The following is an 18,637-nucleotide window of genomic DNA, read 5'->3' on the forward strand; positions in this document are numbered from 1 at the left end:
TCACTATTCGTTTTTCACTCTTAATTTCTAATTTTCAAATCGTAGCGCTTTCTTCGCCCACAATGTTTGCGTGGCGCCTCGCGCGAAAAGGTAGAGGATAAACGCCAGCCAAAGACCGTTATTTCCCCATAATGGAGTCATGACAAAATAGGAGGCGAAAAAGACAATAGACGAAAGGATCATCGCGTTGCGCATCTCGGCCGAAGCGGTCGCCCCGATAAAGATGCCGTCCCACAGGAATGCGGCAAAACCGACAACGGGAATAAGCACCGTCCAGAACATGAAATCTTTGGTGCGCTCGATAATGTAAAGGTCATTGGTCATGACTCGCAATATCGGATCGGGAAAGAGCATATAGATCAATACGGCAGCCAGGCTCACTACCAATCCCCAGAAAAAGACCCTGCGGATCATCCATTGCAGGTACTCCCGGTTCTTTGCCCCATAAAACCGTCCGGTCAACGCTTCACCCGCATAGGCAAAGCCATCCATGAAATAGGAGAACAGCATAAAGAACTGCATCAGCAAAGCATTCACAGCCAATATGGTCTCTCCCATTCCTGAAGAGGCGAAGGTGAAAAAGGTAGTCACCATGGTCAACAAAAAAGTACGGACAAAAATATCGCTGTTCACCCTGAAATACTCCCGTATGGCTTGCCTGTCCCAAATAGTCTCTTTGCGGATGTATTTTCGTAACCGGCGATAGTAGTTCCACCAGAAACCGGCCGCCACCATCAGCGAGATAACTTGTGAAAGTGTTGTTCCTAATGCGATCCCTTCGATCTTCATCCCGAAGCCGAACACGAAAAGGATGCTCAGGACAATATTCAGAAGGTTGTTCAATATGGCGATGACCATCGGGATCCTTGCGTTCTGCATACCGATAAACCAACCCTTGAAGGCATACATCCCCAGCACTGCCGGCGCGCCCCATACCACGATACGGAAATAGGTCATCACATGTCCCGTGGATTCGGGCCCGGACTGTATCAGGCTTGAAGCCAACAACCCGATAGGATATTGCAACAATATGATCAGCAAACCTGCCCCCAGGCCGATCGCCAGCGAACGGACAAACGCATTCATCACCTCCGGGAAATTCCGGGCTCCCAACGCCTGGGAGGCAAAACCGCTGGAACTCATCCGCAGAAAGCCAAAGTTCCAGTAGATCATATTAAAGATATTGCCACCCAGTGCGATGGCTCCGATATATACAGCCGACCCAAGCCGGCCGGCAATGGCAATATCAATCATCCCCAGCAAGGGAACAGTGATATTGGTAATGATATTGGGAAGGGCAAGCCTGAAGATTCTTTTGTCCATTGGCGCAAAAATACGTCAAAAAGACGATATTCCCCAATTTTACCGGCCATTATCATTTTTACCCTGTCCACGAAAATTCGAAGGCGCGGAAAAGGGCAAAAAACAAGATGAAACCGACATGTTTAAAATAATCATTACACACCCGAAGGGAATGAATATTTCCGTTAAGCTAAATTGGAACAGCCGGGTAGTGGCTTTATGCGGTTCAGGATGCAAATCTTTCGTTTCGGGAAGTTAATGTGACAGGAAATCTCTTCATGTCATATCTTTGTCAAAAGATCCAAAACAGTAGCAACGGTATCATTTTCATTTCAGAAAACAAGCTAAATTCCATTTTTAATAAAAGATTCTATTTTTTTTGAAATGATAAAGCAGTAATTATACATTCTTTTTTGTAAATTTGTGAATTCACTTTACTTGAATAGTAAAATTATTGATAATCAACACCCTATTGATATAAATAAGGTGTTTCGTTTTTTGAAGAACTCTTTACAAACTAATATATGGATAAGATTCAGGAACTTACCTCAAAACTTTACGCGGAAGGCGTGGAAAAAGGCAAAGAAGAAGCCGAAAGAATTATTGCCGCGGCACGGGTTCAGGAGCAACAAATACTGGGTGCCGCGCGTGCTAAAGCGGAAGAAATGCTTTCTTCGGCCCAAAAGGAGAGCGCGGAACTGAAAAAAAACACCGAAGCGGAACTGAAACTCTATGCTACCCAATCTTCCCAAGCACTCAAAACGGAAATCATCAACCTGATGACCGACAAGTTATCCACAACCCAGGTAAAAACAGCCGTGGAAGACAAAACTTTCATGCAACAATTAATTGTGGAACTGGTACAAAACTGGTCGAAGAACGACACACTGACCGTTGGTGTGGAAAATCCGGAAGAACTGAAATCCTATATCGCCTCACATGCGAAAAACCTACTGGACAAAGGGTTAAAGATCGAATCGGTGAACGGCATCAAAACCGGGTTCACCCTCGCACCCGAAGATGGCTCCTACAAAGTAAAATTCGGGGAAGAAGAGTTTGTCAACTATTTCAGGGAATTTTTACGGCCCCAGATCCAGCAACTTCTTTTTTAGAAACTGAAAATTTTCATCGATCTCTTTCAGGAGATTGGCTTTGCCTATGATTTTCAAGAATCAATATTACTATTTCATATCCGGGTTACCCGACTTTTCTTTCGACAGCATGAAACTACCCCTCTCCGTGGAGGAGTTCAGGGAGATGCTCGACGAAGCCCTTGAACCGGAAGATAAAAAGCTCTTACACAGTTATTTTCTCTCTTACGACAACGACAATCTTTTCCGGTTGCTGGAAAAGAAGGAAAGTGACTTGGAAAAGAAGGGAATACTCTCACGTGCCGAGCTGGAAGAGGTGATCCGGCAGGTGAAACAGGGAGATACCACAGAGAACGAGCAGGTACCGCCCTATTTCGAAAAGGCCGTCAGGGCTTGGCTCGATGAAGAGATACCCGGACACCTGAAAACGCTGGAGGATCTTATCAGTTCTTTATATGCGGACTACGGGATGGAGGTGAGGAACAGCCTGATCGCCGCATGGTTCGAAATGAATCTCAACATCGGCAATATCCTTGCCGCAATCTTCGCCAGGAAATACGGAATGGATGTCAGCCAGGTGGTTGTCGGAAACAACGAAATCGCCAACCTCATCAGAGAAAATGCCAATGCACGCGATTTCGGCATCAGCCGCGAACTCGATTATTACGATGACATCCTGCGGATAGCCGAAGAGCCCGATATTTACGAGAGGGAACGCAAGATCGATAAATTCCGCTGGGACTGGTTAGACGACAACACCCTGTTCGACTATTTCAATATCGAATATATCTTCGCTTATCTTTGCAAACTCAGGATATTGGAACGGTGGGTAAGCCTGAACGCCCAAGAAGGGGAGCGTGTTTTCCGGGAACTGATCACACAGTTGAAAAATGAGATACAGAAACCGGAAGATATCTGACATTGAAGAAGAAAAAATAAACAATCATATATGCTAACAAAAGGAACAGTTAAAGGGATTATATCCAATCTCGTTATTGTGGAAGTGGACGGCGCGGTGGCCCAGAATGAGATCGCCTATATCGATCTCAATGGCACCCGTCTCATGTCGGAAGTTATCAAGGTGGTGGGAAACAATGTTTACGTGCAGGTATTCGAAAGTACCCGCGGATTGACCGTCGGCACGGAGGTGGAGTTCCAGGGACATATGCTCGAGGTGGTGCTGGGACCGGGACTGCTGCAACGCAACCTCGACGGGTTAGAGAACGATCTCGACAAGATGGATGGCATCTTTCTTAAACGGGGTGACTACACTTTCCCCCTCGACGAAGAGAAATTATGGCATTTTAAACCGATAGCCCAGCCCGGCGATAAAGTCACCGCCGGATCATGGCTGGGAGAAGTGGATGAGAATTTCCAGCCCCACAAGATCATGGTGCCCTTCATCATGAAGGGGGAATATACTGTGAAAAGCATTACCCAAGAGGGTGATTACAATATTTACAAAACCATCGCCGTAGTGGAAGACCATAACGGTCAGGAAACCGAACTAAACATGATCCAGCGTTGGCCGGTAAAGATGCCGCTTACGGCTTACAAAGAGAAACCCCGTCCTTTCAAATTATTGGAAACGGGAGTACGCTCTATCGATACCCTGAATCCCATCGTGGAAGGAGGAACAGGATTTATCCCGGGAGCATTCGGCACGGGTAAGACGGTATTACAGCATGCCATCTCCAAACAGGCCGAAGCAGATATTGTGATTATTGCCGCCTGCGGTGAACGCGCCAACGAAGTTGTGGAAATCTTCACCGAATTTCCGGAACTCATCGATCCCCATACCGGCCGCAAACTCATGGAGCGTACCATCATCGTTGCCAATACTTCCAACATGCCGGTAGCCGCCCGCGAGGCATCGGTATATACTGCCATGACGATCGGAGAATATTACCGCTCCATGGGACTGAAAGTGCTGCTGATGGCCGATTCCACCTCACGCTGGGCACAGGCACTGCGTGAGATGAGTAATCGTCTCGAAGAACTCCCTGGTCCCGATGCGTTCCCGATGGACCTGTCGGCCATCATTTCCAATTTCTACGGCCGCGCGGGACATGTGACCCTGAACAATGGAAAAGAGGGCTCTATCACCTTTATCGGGACAGTATCACCCGCGGGGGGAAATCTCAAGGAGCCCGTAACCGAAAACACCAAGAAGGTGGCTCGTTGCTTCTACGCGCTGGAACAGGATCGTGCCGATAAAAAACGCTATCCGGCCATCAATCCGATCGACTCCTATTCTAAATATATCGAATACCCCGAGTTTGAAGAGTATATCTCGGAACATATATCGGACGACTGGACAGAAAAGGTGAATGAAGCCAAAACCCGGCTATTACGCGGGAAGGAGATCGCGGAGCAGATCAATATCCTGGGCGACGACGGGGTACCGACCGAATATCATATTACTTTCTGGAAATCTGAGTTGATCGATTTTATCGTATTACAACAGGACGCTTTCGACGATATCGACGCGGTAACTCCCATCGAGCGGCAGAAATATATCCTGGATATGGTGACGGATATTTGCCGCACCGATTTCGAGTTCGATAACTTTAACAAAGTTGCCGACTTTTTCAAGGAGTTAATCAATATAGGAAGGCAGATGAACTACTCGGAATTCCAGTCAGAAAGGTTTCATAAATACAGGACACAATTAGACGAATTGATATCCCGGAAAAAAGTATCTGCCTAATGTGATCATGTGCCGATGTGATACTCCCGACAAGTCGGGACATGTAGTGATGACTCAATCATCACATCAGTAAATCAACAAATCAACAAATCAATTTTATGGCAAAAGCATTTCAGAAAATATATACAAAAATTACCCAGATCACCAAAGCCACCTGTTCGGTAAAGGCCACCAATGTAGGGTACGATGAACTGGCACAGGTGGAAGGTCGTCTGGCACAGGTGGTAAGGATCATCGGCGATGAGGTGACTCTCCAGATTTTCGAAGGCACTGAGGGTATTCCCACCAACGCCGAAGTAATCTTCATGGGGAAATCTCCTTCATTGAAGGTGAGTGACCAACTGGCGGGTCGCTTTTTCAACGCCTATGGCGATCCCATTGACGGCGGCCCTGTACCCGAAGGGGAGGAACGCCCCATCGGCGGACCATCCGTCAATCCGGTACGCCGCAAACAACCCTCGGAACTGATTGCCACCGGTATCTCGGGTATCGACCTGAATAATACCCTGGTGTCGGGACAAAAGATCCCTTTCTTTGCCGACCCGGACCAGCCGTTCAACCAGGTGATGGCTACGGTGGCGCTTCGGGCGCAGACCGACAAGATCATCCTGGGAGGTATGGGGATGACCCACGACGACTACCTCTACTTTAAGAATGTATTCAGCAACGCGGGGGCGCTGGACAGGATCATCAGCTTTATGAACACCACCGAAGACCCGGCAGTGGAACGTCTGCTGATACCCGATATGGCGCTGACGGCCGCCGAATATTTCGCGGTGGATAAAAACGAAAAGGTGCTGGTATTGCTCACCGACATGACCTCTTATGCCGACGCGCTCTCCATCGTATCTAACCGTATGGATCAGATCCCGTCGAAAGACTCGATGCCCGGTTCTCTTTATTCCGACCTGGCCAAGATCTACGAGAAAGCGGCTCAATTCCCCTCGGGTGGCTCCATCACCATTGTGGCGGTGACGACCCTTTCAGGAGGCGACATCACCCATGCCGTACCTGATAATACGGGATATATTACGGAAGGTCAGCTCTTCCTGCGCCGCGACAGCGATGTGGGGAAAGTGGTGGTGGATCCGTTCCGCTCGCTCTCCCGCCTCAAACAACTGGTGCAGGGCAAGAAGACCCGCGAAGACCATCCACAGGTGATGAACGCTGCCGTACGCCTCTATGCCGATGCCGCCAATGCGAAAACAAAAATGGAAAACGGGTTCGACCTGACCGACTATGATACCCGGGCGCTCTCGTTTGCCCTGGATTATTCGGAAAAGATACTCGCTATCGATGTGAACCTCGATACCACCGAGATGCTGGACAACACATGGAAGCTGCTGTCAAGGCATTTCAAACCGGCCGAGGTGAATATGAAACAGGAATTGATAGATACCTACTGGCAACAATAATGGCTATCCGATTTCAATATAACAAAACCTCACGCCAGCAGTTGGAAAAACAACTGGCGGTACGTGAACGGGCACTTCCCACGCTGCAGAACAAAGAATCCGCATTGCGGATGGAAGTGAAAAAGACCAAAGCGGAGATAGAAGAGCTCGACAAGGAACTCGAAGCAAAGATCAAGTCATACGACAAGATGGTCAGTATGTGGACGGAATTCGACCCTACCCTTCTCCGTGTAAAGGATGTGCACCTTTCAAAGAGAAAGATTGCAGGGGTGCTCCTGCCCATGCTTGACAAGGTGGATTTCGAGATCCGGCCGTTCAGCCTTTTCAACCGCCCAAAATGGTTTCTCGATGGGGTAAAAACCCTCGAAGGACTGGCTGAGCTAGGGATTCGCCGCGATTTCCAGGAGATAAGGCTCTCCCGGCTCGAATACGCGAGGAAGAAAACCACCCAAAAGGTCAACCTCTTCGAGAAAGTACAGATACCGGGCTATCAGGAAGCCATCCTGAAAATAAAGCGCTATCTGGAAGATGAGGAGAATCTCTCCAAATCGTCGCAGAAAATCATGCGGGCCCATCAGGAACAACGTAGACAACAGGAGGGAAGCGTATGGTAGCTACAATGAAGAAATTTGTTTTCATCTCTTTCCATAAGGACTATGACCGGTTCCTTCATGCGCTGCGCGACCTGGGCATGATACACGTGGCAGAGCAGGATAACAGGAGGGTAGATGATGAGAAATTACAGGACTATCTCTCGGCATCAAAACGGCTGAATGAGTCGATCAAAAAGCTCAAGCAACTGCGGGACAAGACCACAGTCGTTCCCCTTCACGCAGCCGATGTGGAAAGGGGAATGGATATCCCGGCGGAGATAGAGAAGATCGAAAACAAAAAGTCGGCCCTCAACCAGCAGTTACAGGTGAGCGTCAAGGAACACGAAACCTTGCGCCCCTGGGGAAATTTTGATCCGGAGAATATCCACCGGCTGAAAGAAGCAGGACACCATGTGCGGTTCTTCATCGTTCCTGACAAGGACTATCATCCTGAGTGGGAAACCCTATATAACGCCATTGTTATCCGGAAGGAAGCATCCAAAACCTACTTTGTTACGGTAACGAAAGGAGCCCAAGCAGTCGACGAACTGCAATTAGAGGAGATGAAACTCCCCGAGGTATCGTTAGACGCGCTTGACAAACTTATCGACTCACTACGGGAAAAGATCCATGAGAAAGAAGACGCGCTAAAAGCGCTCTCGGCCGAGATCCCGTCAGCAGAGGCGGCATTGAGATCATTGGAATCGGATATCTTCTTCACAAGGGTAGCCCGCAGCGCCACACCCGCGGCCGAAGACAAGCTCATGCTCCTGCAAGGCTGGGCGCCGGAAGAGAATGTGACAGAGATCACCCGTTACCTGGAATCGCAGGATGTCTATTTCCGGGTATCCGACCCCACACCTGAAGACGACGTGCCGATCAAATTCAAGAATAACCGTTTTATGCGGCTCTTTGAACCGATCGCCGAACTCTATATGCTGCCCAAATATAACGAGATAGACCTCACCCCTTTCTTCGCTCCTTTCTATATGATCTTCTTCGGATTATCACTCGGGGATATTGGTTACGGGGCCTTTTTGTTGATAGGGGCCACAGCGGCAAGAATTTTCGGAAAAGAAAAGATAGCCGGCTCGATGCGGGGCATCCTCGCATTGGTACAGATACTGGGGATCTCGACGATGGTGTGCGGCCTGCTTACCGGCGGATTTTTCGGCTTCAGCATCTACGAGGCCAATATCCCCTTCTTCCGGAATATGAAGGATCAGGTCTATTTTGACAATGAACAAATGTTCATGCTTTCCCTTATATTGGGGGTCGTGCAGATCATGTTCGCCATGTCCCTGAAGATCGTCAACCGCCTCAAGCAGTTCGGATGGATGCAGACACTCTCAACTATCGGTTGGTTCGTGTTGCTCCTGAGCGTGATCGTGGCCTATCTGTTCCCTGGTTTTATGCCGATGGGAGGCACCGCACACCTTATCGTGATGGGGCTCTCGGCCCTATTGATCTTCTTCCTGAACTCTCCCGGAAAGAATCTGTTCATGAATGTGGGACTCGGCTTATGGGATACTTATAATATGGCCACGGGACTACTGGGTGATGTATTGTCGTATGTGCGGCTCTTTGCGTTGGGTCTCTCCGGAGGTATCCTGGCCAGCGTGTTCAACAGCCTGGCGTTGGGTCTGCGTCCCGACAACATGGTCGGGGGGGCGGTTGTCTTCCTGCTTATCTTCCTCTTCGGACATGCCATCAATATGTTCATGAACGTGCTTGGCGCTTTTGTCCACCCACTGCGTCTTACCTTTGTGGAATTCTATAAGAATGCGGAATTTGAAGGAGGAGGAAAAAAATATAATCCTTTCAGGAAGAATGAAAAATGAAAAATGAAGAATGAAAAATGAAGAATGAAGAATGAAGAATGAAGAGGGAAGAGGGAAGAAATAAACGGAAAAATTCAAATCAATAACAAACAATAAAACATTATGGACACCAATTTATTAATCGCCTATTCAGGCATCGGACTTATGATCGCACTTTCGGGTATCGGCAGCGCCTATGGGGTCACCATTGCCGGGAATGCGGCTATCGGCGCGCTCAAAAAAGACAGCAGCAAATTCGGGAATTTCCTCGTGTTGACGGCGTTACCCGGCACACAGGGGTTATACGGCTTCGCCGGATACTTCATGTTCCAGAGTATCTTCAATATTCTAACCCCTGATATCACCGCCATCCAGGCCGCCGCGGCTTTCGCGGCAGGTATCGCCATGGGATTGGTGGGGCTGCTCTCCTCCATCCGTCAGGGACAGGTCTGCGCCAATGGTATCGCCTCTATCGGCCAGGGAAATGATGTATTCGGAAACACCCTTATCCTTGCCGTATTCCCGGAATTGTACGCCATTGTGGCGTTAGCCGGTGTGTTCCTGATCGGCTCTGCCGTTGGATGATAAACTGGGGAGAACGAATAAGAAAAGTAATTTCCACGAAGCTGTCGCGTACCGCGGCAGCTTTTTTTGATTGTGAAAGGGGCGATACCGTAAAAGAGTAAAGCAATCTATAAATGATAATCGATCTCCTGCCGGTCGAGACCGATATCTTTCATCGAAGCAGGATCCTCCACCGGTTCAAGGTGTGTATGCACTGTCACCGGCTCATCGAACATATCCACAATGGTCTCCTCAATCTCGTCCGCATAGTCATGTGCCTCTTTCACTGTCCACTTACCCGGAACCAGTACATGCATGGTGATAAATTTACGGCGTCCGGCCACACGGGTCAACAGCGAATGATATTCAATCTTTTGGTCATTCAGTGAATCAAGATAGTTAGTAATCTTCTCTAAATCTTCGGCGGGAATGGAAGCATCCATCAAACCGCTGGCGGAACGGCTGATCAGTCGGTATCCCGTATAGATAATATGGAGTGCCACTAAGATGGCAATGATGGGGTCGACGATTAACCAACCGGTGAACTTCACCATCACGATCGCCACAATCACACCTGCCGAAGTCCACACATCCGCCATCAGATGTTTTCCGTCTGCCTCCAGCAGGAGAGATCTCTTTTTTTTGCCGTTGCGCACCAACGTCATACCCACAGCCAGATTAACAAGCGACGCCGCCAACGAAAAAAGCAGACCTGTGTTGATATTCTCAATGGGATGGGGATCGATCAGTCGCGGAACGGCAGACCAGATAATAGTGAACGCTGCTATCAGGATAAGGGCACCCTCCGCCGCACTGGAGAAGTATTCCGCTTTACTATGCCCGAATTCATGTTCTTTATCGGCCGGTTTCAGCGATATGTTGAACATGATCAGGGCAAAGATCGCCGCGAACAGATTCACAAACGACTCTAACACATCCGAAAGGAAGCCCATAGAACCGGTAATAAAGTAAGCGTAAAATTTCAGTAAAATGGTCACCATTGCGGCGGCAATAGATAGATATATAAATTTACGGAGTAGATTTTTTTTCATTGCAACCATGCTTAGAGACAGCAAAAATAATCAATTAAAATGAACTATTCCGATAAATGAGAGCAGAAACAAAGCTCACTTTGATCAGATGGTCTGACCTCCTTTTCAAACTCATTGACATTCTGAAATCATGCAATCCGCAAGCAATAAGCATGACTAAATCGTCAAAACCGCAGTTGCGGCATCGAAAGTGTTCTTTTACAATACGACATTTTTTGGCTCCGCCAATGGCAACGGAATGATTGAGCCAAGCCCCGATTGAGCTATGCCGAGCGTGGACAAAAGGCGCGACGTAGTTTTCATTTCACTTACTTGGAAATACATCGATTTTCATGTACTTTTGTATCCTCCAAGCAGGACTGCGTATGCGCCAAAGGATGAGTACGGATAATGAACTGATTCCATACCGTGCCTATATGGCGGAACCAGGCGTTCGCATGCTGTTTGCCAGAAATGCGGAATAAAAAACAAAGTGAAGAATTATGTTTGAAAATTTAAGTGAAAGACTGGAGAAGTCATTCAAGATACTGAAAGGCCAGGGCAAGATCACCGAGATCAACGTGGCCGAGACATTAAAGGATGTGCGCCGCGCATTGTTGGATGCCGACGTCAATTATAAAACCGCGAAGGAATTCACCGAAACGGTAAAGGAGAAAGCGCTGGGACAGGATGTGCTCAACGCGGTGAAGCCCGAGCAGATGATGGTGAAGATCGTCCACGACGAACTTGCCGCGCTGATGGGTGGAGGCGCCGCCGAATTCAATATCAAGGGAAATCCCGCCGTTATCCTCATGTCCGGTCTGCAGGGATCGGGTAAAACCACCTTCTCCGGCAAACTGGCCAACATGCTTAAAACCAAACGGGGAAAAAATCCCTTGTTGGTCGCCGGCGACGTCTACCGGCCCGCCGCAATTGAACAGTTAAAAGTATTGGGCGAACAGATCGGAGTATCGGTGTATGCCGAAGAAGACAACAAGAATCCTGTCAAGATCGCGCAGAACGCCATTCAATATGCCCGCCAGCACGGAAAAGACCTGATCATCATCGACACCGCGGGACGTCTTGCCATCGACGAGGAGATGATGAACGAGATTGAGTCGATCAAGAAAGCGGTCAATCCGCAGGAAATCCTCTTCGTGGTAGACTCCATGACCGGGCAGGACGCGGTGAATACGGCCAAAGAGTTCAACCAACGGCTCGATTTCGATGGGGTGGTGCTGACAAAACTCGATGGGGATACCCGGGGCGGCGCCGCATTATCTATCCGCTCGATAGTGGATAAACCGATCAAATTCGTCGGAACCGGCGAGAAACTCGATGCTATCGACGTATTCCATCCCGAGCGTATGGCAGACCGTATCCTCGGCATGGGTGATATCGTCTCGCTCGTAGAGAAGGCACAGGAGCAATACGACGAAGAAGAGGCGCGCCGCCTGCAAAAGAAAATCGCCAAGAACCAGTTTGATTTCAACGATTTCATTGCCCAGATCCAGCAGATCAAGAAGATGGGCAACCTGAAAGACCTGGCATCAATGATCCCGGGGGTAGGCAAACAAATCAAGGACCTGGATATCGACGACGACGCCTTCAAGGGTATCGAAGCCATCATCCGCTCCATGACTCCCCAGGAACGCACCAATCCGGAGATACTGAACGGAAGCCGCCGCGCCCGTATTGCCAAGGGCAGCGGGACCAACGTACAGGAAGTGAACAAACTTCTCAAGCAGTTCGACGAGACCCGCAAGATGATGCGCATGATGACCACCGGCGGAGGCCGTCAGGCAATGCGCAATATGAGACGCAGATAAACCAATGAGTCAGCAAATCAACCACGGACATGCAACTAATTGATGGTAAAGCGGTAGCCGCACAGATAAAAAAAGAGATCGCCCAAGAGGTGGCGGAGATAAAAGCCAACGGCGGCAAAACACCTCACTTGGCGGCAGTGTTGGTCGGTCACGACGGAGGAAGTGAGACCTACGTGGCCAACAAAGTAAAAGCTTGTGAAGAGGTTGGATTCCGCTCCTCACTGACCCGTTACGAAGAGGATGTCACCGAAGAAGAATTACTGGCCTGTGTGGAGCGGCTGAACAATGATGCCGATATCGACGGATTTATCGTGCAATTACCTCTCCCGAAACATATCTCTGAAACAAAAGTCACGGAAGCAATCGATTATCGCAAAGACGTGGATGGCTTCCACCCCGTAAACGTGGGCCGCATGTCGCTCGGCATGCCCTGTTTCCTTTCCGCCACGCCTTCCGGCATCGTGGAGTTGCTCAGAAGGTATGAAATAGAAACCAGGGGAAAACATTGTGTGGTGCTGGGTCGCAGCAATATTGTCGGTAAGCCGGCATCCATGCTGATGTTGCAGAAAGCTTATCCCGGCGACTGTACCGTCACTGTCTGCCATAGCCGTACTCCCCATATCAAAGAGATCACATTGCGGGCAGATATCATCATCGCGGCATTGGGTGTGCCCGAATTCCTGAAAGGCGACATGGTAAAAGAAGGGGTGGTGGTGATCGATGTGGGCACCACCCGTGTTCCCAGTGACAAGACCCAATCAGGCTTCAAGCTCACAGGAGACGTACTATTCGACGAGGTAGCACCCAAGTGCTCCTATATCACTCCCGTTCCCGGCGGCGTGGGACCAATGACCATCGTCTCTTTGCTAAAGAACACCCTTCTGGCAGGGAAAAAGGAGATTTACAAATGAGAGAAGTGATATCCGGCTGAGAGAAGTGATATCCAGCCCAGGCTCACTGAGAGAGTCACTTTCTGAAAGGCGGCTTTACTACATTCGCTCTCAGATTTCTGTTACGTACTTTTATATAGATTTCGGTGCCGGGTTTGGCCAACTCCGGTTTCACATATCCCATACCGACACCTATTTTCAATACGGGTGAGATAGTACCGGAAGTGACATTGCCGATCACCTCATCCTCCGCGTTTACGATTTCGTACCCGTGGCGGGGAATTCCTTTATCTGCCAGTTCAAAACAACAGAGCTTACGGGACACACCCTCTGCTTTCTCTTTTTCCAGCACCTCACGGCCTATAAAAGGTTTATTATCCGCAAACTTGGTGATCCACCCCAATCCGGCCTGTAACGGCGTGGTGGTATCATCCAGATCATTCCCGTAAAGACAATATCCCATCTCTAACCGCAACGTGTCGCGCGCCCCCAGCCCGACAGGTTTGATGCCATATTCCGCACCCGCTTCAAAAATGGCATCCCAGATTTTCCTGCCATATTCCGGATAGAAATAAAGTTCAAAACCTCCGGCTCCGGTGTATCCGGTATTGGAAATGATCACATCGTCCACTCCTGCCAATCTGCCGGTTGTAAAAGCATAAAAGGGGATGTCCGACAGATCCTGGCCCGTGAGCTTCTGCAGCGTCCCTGTAGCCTTGGGGCCCTGGATTGCCAATTGGGCCATATGATCCGAGGCGTTCTCCAATTCGGCGCCCATAGTGTTCCATTGTCGGCACCAGGCCCAGTCCTTTTCGATATTGGCGGCATTTACCACTAAAAGGTATTTCTCCGGTTCGTAATGGTAAACGATAAAATCATCCACTATCCCGCCCTTTTCATTCACGAAACAGGTGTATTGGGCTTTTCCCTGTTTTAGCACGGAAACGTCGTTACTGGTTACACGCTGTAAAAATTCCAAGGCCTTTGGGCCTTTCACCCAAAACTCACCCATATGCGACACATCGAATACCCCCACGGAATTGACTACCGCCAGGTGTTCATCTATAATTCCGGAATATTCAATGGGCATATTATATCCGGCAAACTCATGCATCCTGGCTCCCAGCCCGACATGCAAATCTGTAAATGGAGTTGTCTTCATATTAAATAAATTTTTCCTCTCTGGCTACTATTTCGGCTATCTTCACAATCACTTCCGATGCTTTTTTCATGGAAGGAACAGGTAAAAACTCATATTTGCCGTGGAAATTCATCCCTCCGGCAAAGATATTGGGACAAGGAAGCCCCATAAATGACAAACGGGCGCCGTCGGTTCCCCCACGAATAGGTTTCACATTAGGTTTCACGCCCACTTCTTCCATGGCCTGGTAGGCATAATCCACTATGTATTTCACCGGCTCCACTTTTTCCCGCATGTTATAATACTGGTCTTTCATCTGCAGCGCAAGCCGGTCGTCATATTTTTTGTTCAACGTTTCCACAGCGCGCTCCATTAACCGCTTACGCTCTTGAAATTTCTCCCGGTCATGATCACGGATAATGAACGACAGGCTGGCTTCCTCTACTGTGCCTCCCAAGGAAATCAGATGGAAAAATCCTTCATAACCCACTGTATGTTCGGGGCGTTCGTTCTCGGGAAGAAGCCCTATCAATTCGTTGGCCAGATGCAATGCATTGACCATCTTGCCTTTTGCATAGCCGGGATGTACATTTCTTCCTTGTATATCAACCTTGGCCGAAGCAGCGTTAAAGTTCTCATACTCCAACTCTCCCACCTCACTTCCATCTATGGTATATGCCCAATCGGCACCGAATTTGGCGACATCGAATTTATCAGCTCCCCGGCCAATTTCCTCATCCGGTGTGAAACCGACACGGATCTTACCATGTTCTATTTCAGGATGATCAATCAGATACTGCATCGCGTTCATGATCGCCGCAATACCAGCCTTATCGTCAGCTCCCAACAGTGTCGTCCCATCGGTTACGATAATATCTTCACCCACATGATCGAGCAGCTCGGGGAAATCGGTAGGCGACAACACCACCTCCTTGGGTTCATTCAATATGATTTCCTTTCCGTCATAATTCTTTACAATTCTCGGATTCACATTCTTGCCACTCATGTCGGGACTGGTATCGAAATGAGCGATAAAACCGATCGTCGGCAGTTTCTTCTGTGTATTGGCCGGTAGAGTGGCCATCAGGTAGCAATTGTTATCGAGACTTACGTCTGTCAACCCCATTTCCAGCGCTTCCTGCTCCACCTCCTTGGCAAGGTTGAATTGCTTCTGCGTACTCGGAGTTTGCGTATTGTTCTCATCCGATTGTGTATCGATGCGGGCATACTTTATAAACCTATCTACAATATCCATGATTTATTTGTATTTGGTAATATTCATTGTATAGTTAAAATCGCACTTGTCCTACAAATATAATGAAAGTCGAGAGGCAAGACAAGCTTGCTTGAGCTTGCCCGAGACGCATCTTATATTCTACAAATATAATGAAAGTCGAGAGGCAAGACAAGCTTGCTTGAACTTGCCCGAGACGCATCTTATATTCTACAAATATAATGAAAGTCGAGAGGCAAGACAAGCTTGCTTGAGCTTGCCCGAGACGCATCTTATATTCTGCAAAGATATGAAAAATCGAGAGCAATGGTGAGAGTTTACTCTCTAAAAATTGTCGAGATGCATCCCATCTTCTTTAAAAATAAAAAAGGGGACTGAACGGTAAAAATCAGTCCCACCATTTTGCAACTCAAAAAAAAGCCTTATCTTTGTGGTCGGGTAAGTCCTATACGGCCAGCTCCCATTGAATCCCCCAGGTCTTGATCGAAGCAAGGGTATTTGGTTGTAGCGGCGCGATATAGTAAGCTTACCCTTTTTTCATGTCCTATCGCGATCAAATACCCGAAAAGGCAATTTTCATTTCTTTCAGGCAGCAATTGCACAAGCCGCGGCAGCGAAATCCCGATACGAGATGGTTAAAAATGGTGCCGAAGCGGAATACAAGTCCGCCGCTCTGGCAATGGCGGAGCGTGCGCGGGGATGCGAACGACCGGTGCCACTTCTTTTCTACGCGATTTTGGGCAAAAATTTCGCGTCAAAAGAATATTTACCGGCACCGATCAGAATTGACGCGACAAACACAATCAGCAGATCAAGGGCATGCCCGAATCGCATAAAATCGTCACCCGCAGCCAGATGAGTAGCCAAAGCAACTATCATCGTCACGCCAAGCATAATGGCAGCCGGACGGAAGAATAGTCCAAGGGCAAAAAGAAGTCCACCAACCGATTCAGCCACGGCCGCTAAAAATCCCCAAAAAGTGGGGGCAAAATGAATGCCGAATATTCCCATACTACCGCCTATAGCTGTCCACATCTCCGTTCCACCGGTAATTTTGGGAAAACCATGTAGAAAAATCGATAAACCTATACCTACCCTTAATATGAACCAACCCCACTGTGATAAATCTTCTTTCTTCATATGATTTTTTATTAGAATCCAAAATTTCTCTCTTTAAACCTCCTAATCTTATGAATTGTTTATCTTTGCTTTATAAATAATATCAATATGTCGACTTTTGCGCCCTTTGCCAAACCGATGTACGTAATGCTCAAGCCAGTAGGCTCGAAGTGTAATCTCGATTGCGATTACTGTTACTATCTGGAAAAGGCTGTCCTATACGGCAGGAAGAACCAAGTAATGAGCGAAGAGCTTCTCGAACGGTTTATTCAACAATATATCGAATCGCAGACCATGCCCCAGGTAATGTTCACATGGCATGGTGGTGAAACGCTGATGCGGCCCCTCTCGTTCTATAAAAAAGCGGTAGAGTTACAAAAAAAATATGCGGGCGGACGGCAGATCGATAACTCCATTCAAACCAACGGCACATTACTCAACGACGAATGGTGCGCTTTCTTCAAAGAGAATAATTTCCTGGTGGGAATATCGATCGACGGGCCACAGGACTTCCATGATGAATACCGCCGCGATAAAATGGGGAGGCCTTCATTTCACCGCGTGATGAAGGGGATACAACTCCTTCAGAAACAGGGTGTGGAGTTTAACTGCATGGCGGTAGTCAATGATTATAATGTAGATTATCCTTTGGAGTTTTACCGGTTTTTCAAAGAAATAGGATGTCAATTTGTACAGTTCACACCTATCGTAGAGCGTTTACGGAAGAATAATCGTGAAATGAAACTGGCCACAGCACAAGAAAAAGAGGAAGAGGTGGAACTGGCTCCTTTCACTGTGGATGCTGAAAAATGGGGTGATTTCCTCTGCGCCATTTTTGATGAATGGGTTAAGCAGGATGTGGGCAAAGTGTTTATTCAGCTATTCGACTCCACACTTGCCAACTGGGTAGGAGAGCAACCGGGCGTATGCACCATGGCCAAGACATGCGGGCATGCGGGGGTAATGGAATTCAACGGGGATGTCTATTCATGCGATCATTTCGTTTTTCCGGAATATAAGTTGGGAAACATTTACAGTAGAACACTCACTTCGATGATGTATTCGGAAGAACAACTGAATTTCGGAAATGACAAATTCGACAAGCTTCCGCGACAATGCCGTGAATGTGACATGCTTTTTGCCTGTCATGGCGAGTGCCCCAAGAACAGGTTCATGAAGGATAAATACGGTAATGAAGGGTTAAACTACCTTTGTAAAGGATATTACAAGTTTTTATCGCATGTGGCCCCCTATATGGATTTCATGAAAGGTGAGCTGCTGGCAAAACGCCCACCCGCCAACGTGATGGAATGGGCACGGCATAGAGACGCAAAAGCGGGAAGGTAGGAACATGGAAAAGGGGAAGGTGAAAAGGTGGAATGTGAAAAAACCGGATCACTTGAAATGATCCGGTTTTTTAAAATATTCTTTTCAGTCATTAATTCTCTCCCGTGCGGGCGGAATAACTGATCTTTAATGCATAAGCCTGTCTCAACGCCTGCTTCACTTCTGTGATATACTGCATCCGCGTATCTTCGTCCGCTTTGATGGAAACAGTCATTAACGGTTGATCCGCTTCATTCATACTGGCTTTCTCCTGAGCAATATAATCCTGAATCTCAGTCACATGAGCGAACCTGTCGTTCAACTGCATCTGTGTACCGGTACCCAGTCTCATATCCAGCGGAGGACCAATATTAATATAGGTCACCAGTGACTTCTTTTCTAACTTCTGTACTTCCGATGCGGTAGGCACTTTCACCCTAACCAGTAATTCTTCCGAACGCATAGTGGTCGTAACCATAAAGAAGAAAAGAATAGCAAATACAATATCAGGCATAGAAGATGAGTTTAAACCCGGCATTTGCTTCTTTCCACTCTTATTGAATTTTCCCATA

General features: G+C 48.0%; 16 protein-coding genes. 10 read left to right on the top strand and 6 right to left on the bottom strand.

Going from position 1 to position 18,637, the window contains the following annotated elements; translation table 11 throughout:
- Positions 1-27: 27 nt before the first annotated feature.
- Positions 28-1,323 carry an MATE family efflux transporter gene (locus D7D25_RS04970; protein ID WP_122967868.1) on the bottom strand — a complete coding sequence of 432 codons (1,296 nt, stop codon included), beginning with the start codon at positions 1,321-1,323 and terminating at the stop codon, positions 28-30.
- Between the two features lie 503 nt (positions 1,324-1,826).
- Between D7D25_RS04970 and D7D25_RS04975 the strand changes: the two genes are divergently transcribed.
- From D7D25_RS04975 to D7D25_RS05005, 7 genes are all read left to right on the top strand, one after another.
- Positions 1,827-2,414, top strand: coding sequence for a hypothetical protein (locus D7D25_RS04975; RefSeq protein WP_122967869.1), 588 nt, complete (start codon positions 1,827-1,829; stop codon positions 2,412-2,414).
- A 46-nt stretch (positions 2,415-2,460) separates the two neighbouring features.
- The gene (locus tag D7D25_RS04980; protein ID WP_148038854.1) at positions 2,461-3,312 is read left to right on the top strand and encodes a DUF2764 family protein; all 852 of its coding nucleotides are present in this window, start codon (positions 2,461-2,463) and stop codon (positions 3,310-3,312) included.
- 30 nt (positions 3,313-3,342) lie between these two features.
- A complete protein-coding gene (locus D7D25_RS04985; protein WP_122967871.1) occupies positions 3,343-5,103 on the top strand; it encodes a V-type ATP synthase subunit A in 1,761 nt (586 codons plus the stop codon).
- Between the two features lie 98 nt (positions 5,104-5,201).
- Positions 5,202-6,518 (top strand): V-type ATP synthase subunit B, encoded by a 1,317-nt coding sequence (locus D7D25_RS04990; protein WP_122967872.1) that lies wholly within the window; start codon positions 5,202-5,204, stop codon positions 6,516-6,518.
- The gene (locus D7D25_RS04995; protein ID WP_122967873.1) at positions 6,518-7,132 is read left to right on the top strand and encodes a V-type ATP synthase subunit D; all 615 of its coding nucleotides are present in this window, start codon (positions 6,518-6,520) and stop codon (positions 7,130-7,132) included. The genes D7D25_RS04990 and D7D25_RS04995 overlap by 1 nt, the downstream gene beginning before the upstream one ends.
- Positions 7,126-8,952 carry a V-type ATP synthase subunit I gene (locus D7D25_RS05000; RefSeq protein ID WP_122967874.1) on the top strand — a complete coding sequence of 609 codons (1,827 nt, stop codon included), beginning with the start codon at positions 7,126-7,128 and terminating at the stop codon, positions 8,950-8,952. The genes D7D25_RS04995 and D7D25_RS05000 overlap by 7 nt, the downstream gene beginning before the upstream one ends.
- Positions 8,953-9,054: 102 nt before the next feature.
- Positions 9,055-9,516, top strand: coding sequence for a V-type ATP synthase subunit K (locus tag D7D25_RS05005; RefSeq protein ID WP_122967875.1), 462 nt, complete (start codon positions 9,055-9,057; stop codon positions 9,514-9,516).
- Positions 9,517-9,623: 107 nt separating this feature from the next.
- Here the strand turns inward: D7D25_RS05005 and D7D25_RS05010 are convergent, their stop codons facing one another.
- Positions 9,624-10,547: a cation diffusion facilitator family transporter gene (locus tag D7D25_RS05010; RefSeq protein ID WP_255417191.1), complete on the bottom strand. Its 924-nt coding sequence runs from the start codon at positions 10,545-10,547 to the stop codon at positions 9,624-9,626.
- 482 nt (positions 10,548-11,029) lie between these two features.
- Here D7D25_RS05010 and ffh point away from each other — a divergent pair, with 482 nt between their 5' ends.
- A complete protein-coding gene (ffh, locus tag D7D25_RS05015; protein ID WP_122967877.1) occupies positions 11,030-12,355 on the top strand; it encodes a signal recognition particle protein in 1,326 nt (441 codons plus the stop codon).
- Between the two features lie 29 nt (positions 12,356-12,384).
- Positions 12,385-13,266, top strand: coding sequence for a bifunctional methylenetetrahydrofolate dehydrogenase/methenyltetrahydrofolate cyclohydrolase FolD (gene folD, locus D7D25_RS05020; RefSeq protein WP_122967878.1), 882 nt, complete (start codon positions 12,385-12,387; stop codon positions 13,264-13,266).
- A gap of 55 nt (positions 13,267-13,321) precedes the next feature.
- Here folD and gcvT read toward each other — a convergent pair whose 3' ends face one another.
- The 3 genes from gcvT to D7D25_RS05035 form a co-directional block, all read right to left on the bottom strand.
- Entirely contained in the window at positions 13,322-14,407 is a 1,086-nt protein-coding gene (gcvT, locus tag D7D25_RS05025) for a glycine cleavage system aminomethyltransferase GcvT (RefSeq protein WP_122967879.1), read from the bottom strand.
- A gap of 1 nt (position 14,408) precedes the next feature.
- The gene (gene pepT, locus D7D25_RS05030; protein WP_122967880.1) at positions 14,409-15,641 is read right to left on the bottom strand and encodes a peptidase T; all 1,233 of its coding nucleotides are present in this window, start codon (positions 15,639-15,641) and stop codon (positions 14,409-14,411) included.
- A 705-nt stretch (positions 15,642-16,346) separates the two neighbouring features.
- Entirely contained in the window at positions 16,347-16,760 is a 414-nt protein-coding gene (locus D7D25_RS05035) for a DoxX family protein (RefSeq protein WP_122967881.1), read from the bottom strand.
- A gap of 81 nt (positions 16,761-16,841) precedes the next feature.
- On the opposite strand from D7D25_RS05035, the gene D7D25_RS05040 reads away from it, so the two are divergent.
- Entirely contained in the window at positions 16,842-18,086 is a 1,245-nt protein-coding gene (locus D7D25_RS05040) for an anaerobic sulfatase-maturation protein (protein ID WP_122967882.1), read from the top strand.
- A gap of 91 nt (positions 18,087-18,177) precedes the next feature.
- On the opposite strand, the gene D7D25_RS05045 is transcribed toward D7D25_RS05040, so the two are convergent.
- Positions 18,178-18,636 (bottom strand): biopolymer transporter ExbD, encoded by a 459-nt coding sequence (locus D7D25_RS05045; RefSeq protein WP_122967883.1) that lies wholly within the window; start codon positions 18,634-18,636, stop codon positions 18,178-18,180.
- Position 18,637: the final 1 nt, after the last annotated feature.

This window comes from Proteiniphilum sp. X52, from assembly GCF_003712195.1.
In the GTDB taxonomy this organism is placed as follows: Bacteria; Bacteroidota; Bacteroidia; order Bacteroidales; family Dysgonomonadaceae; genus Proteiniphilum.

What these genes read in the sequence shown, in the direction of transcription:
- D7D25_RS04970 (WP_122967868.1), bottom strand. Translation starts at nt 1,323, where the DNA reads ATGGACAAAAGAATCTTCAGGCTTGCCCTTCCCAATATCATTACCAAT.
- D7D25_RS04975 (WP_122967869.1), top strand. Translation starts at nt 1,827, where the DNA reads ATGGATAAGATTCAGGAACTTACCTCAAAACTTTACGCGGAAGGCGTG.
- D7D25_RS04980 (WP_148038854.1), top strand. Translation starts at nt 2,461, where the DNA reads ATGATTTTCAAGAATCAATATTACTATTTCATATCCGGGTTACCCGAC.
- D7D25_RS04985 (WP_122967871.1), top strand. Translation starts at nt 3,343, where the DNA reads ATGCTAACAAAAGGAACAGTTAAAGGGATTATATCCAATCTCGTTATT.
- D7D25_RS04990 (WP_122967872.1), top strand. Translation starts at nt 5,202, where the DNA reads ATGGCAAAAGCATTTCAGAAAATATATACAAAAATTACCCAGATCACC.
- D7D25_RS04995 (WP_122967873.1), top strand. Translation starts at nt 6,518, where the DNA reads ATGGCTATCCGATTTCAATATAACAAAACCTCACGCCAGCAGTTGGAA.
- D7D25_RS05000 (WP_122967874.1), top strand. Translation starts at nt 7,126, where the DNA reads ATGGTAGCTACAATGAAGAAATTTGTTTTCATCTCTTTCCATAAGGAC.
- D7D25_RS05005 (WP_122967875.1), top strand. Translation starts at nt 9,055, where the DNA reads ATGGACACCAATTTATTAATCGCCTATTCAGGCATCGGACTTATGATC.
- D7D25_RS05010 (WP_255417191.1), bottom strand. Translation starts at nt 10,547, where the DNA reads ATGAAAAAAAATCTACTCCGTAAATTTATATATCTATCTATTGCCGCC.
- ffh (WP_122967877.1), top strand. Translation starts at nt 11,030, where the DNA reads ATGTTTGAAAATTTAAGTGAAAGACTGGAGAAGTCATTCAAGATACTG.
- folD (WP_122967878.1), top strand. Translation starts at nt 12,385, where the DNA reads ATGCAACTAATTGATGGTAAAGCGGTAGCCGCACAGATAAAAAAAGAG.
- gcvT (WP_122967879.1), bottom strand. Translation starts at nt 14,407, where the DNA reads ATGAAGACAACTCCATTTACAGATTTGCATGTCGGGCTGGGAGCCAGG.
- pepT (WP_122967880.1), bottom strand. Translation starts at nt 15,641, where the DNA reads ATGGATATTGTAGATAGGTTTATAAAGTATGCCCGCATCGATACACAA.
- D7D25_RS05035 (WP_122967881.1), bottom strand. Translation starts at nt 16,760, where the DNA reads ATGAAGAAAGAAGATTTATCACAGTGGGGTTGGTTCATATTAAGGGTA.
- D7D25_RS05045 (WP_122967883.1), bottom strand. Translation starts at nt 18,636, where the DNA reads ATGGGAAAATTCAATAAGAGTGGAAAGAAGCAAATGCCGGGTTTAAAC.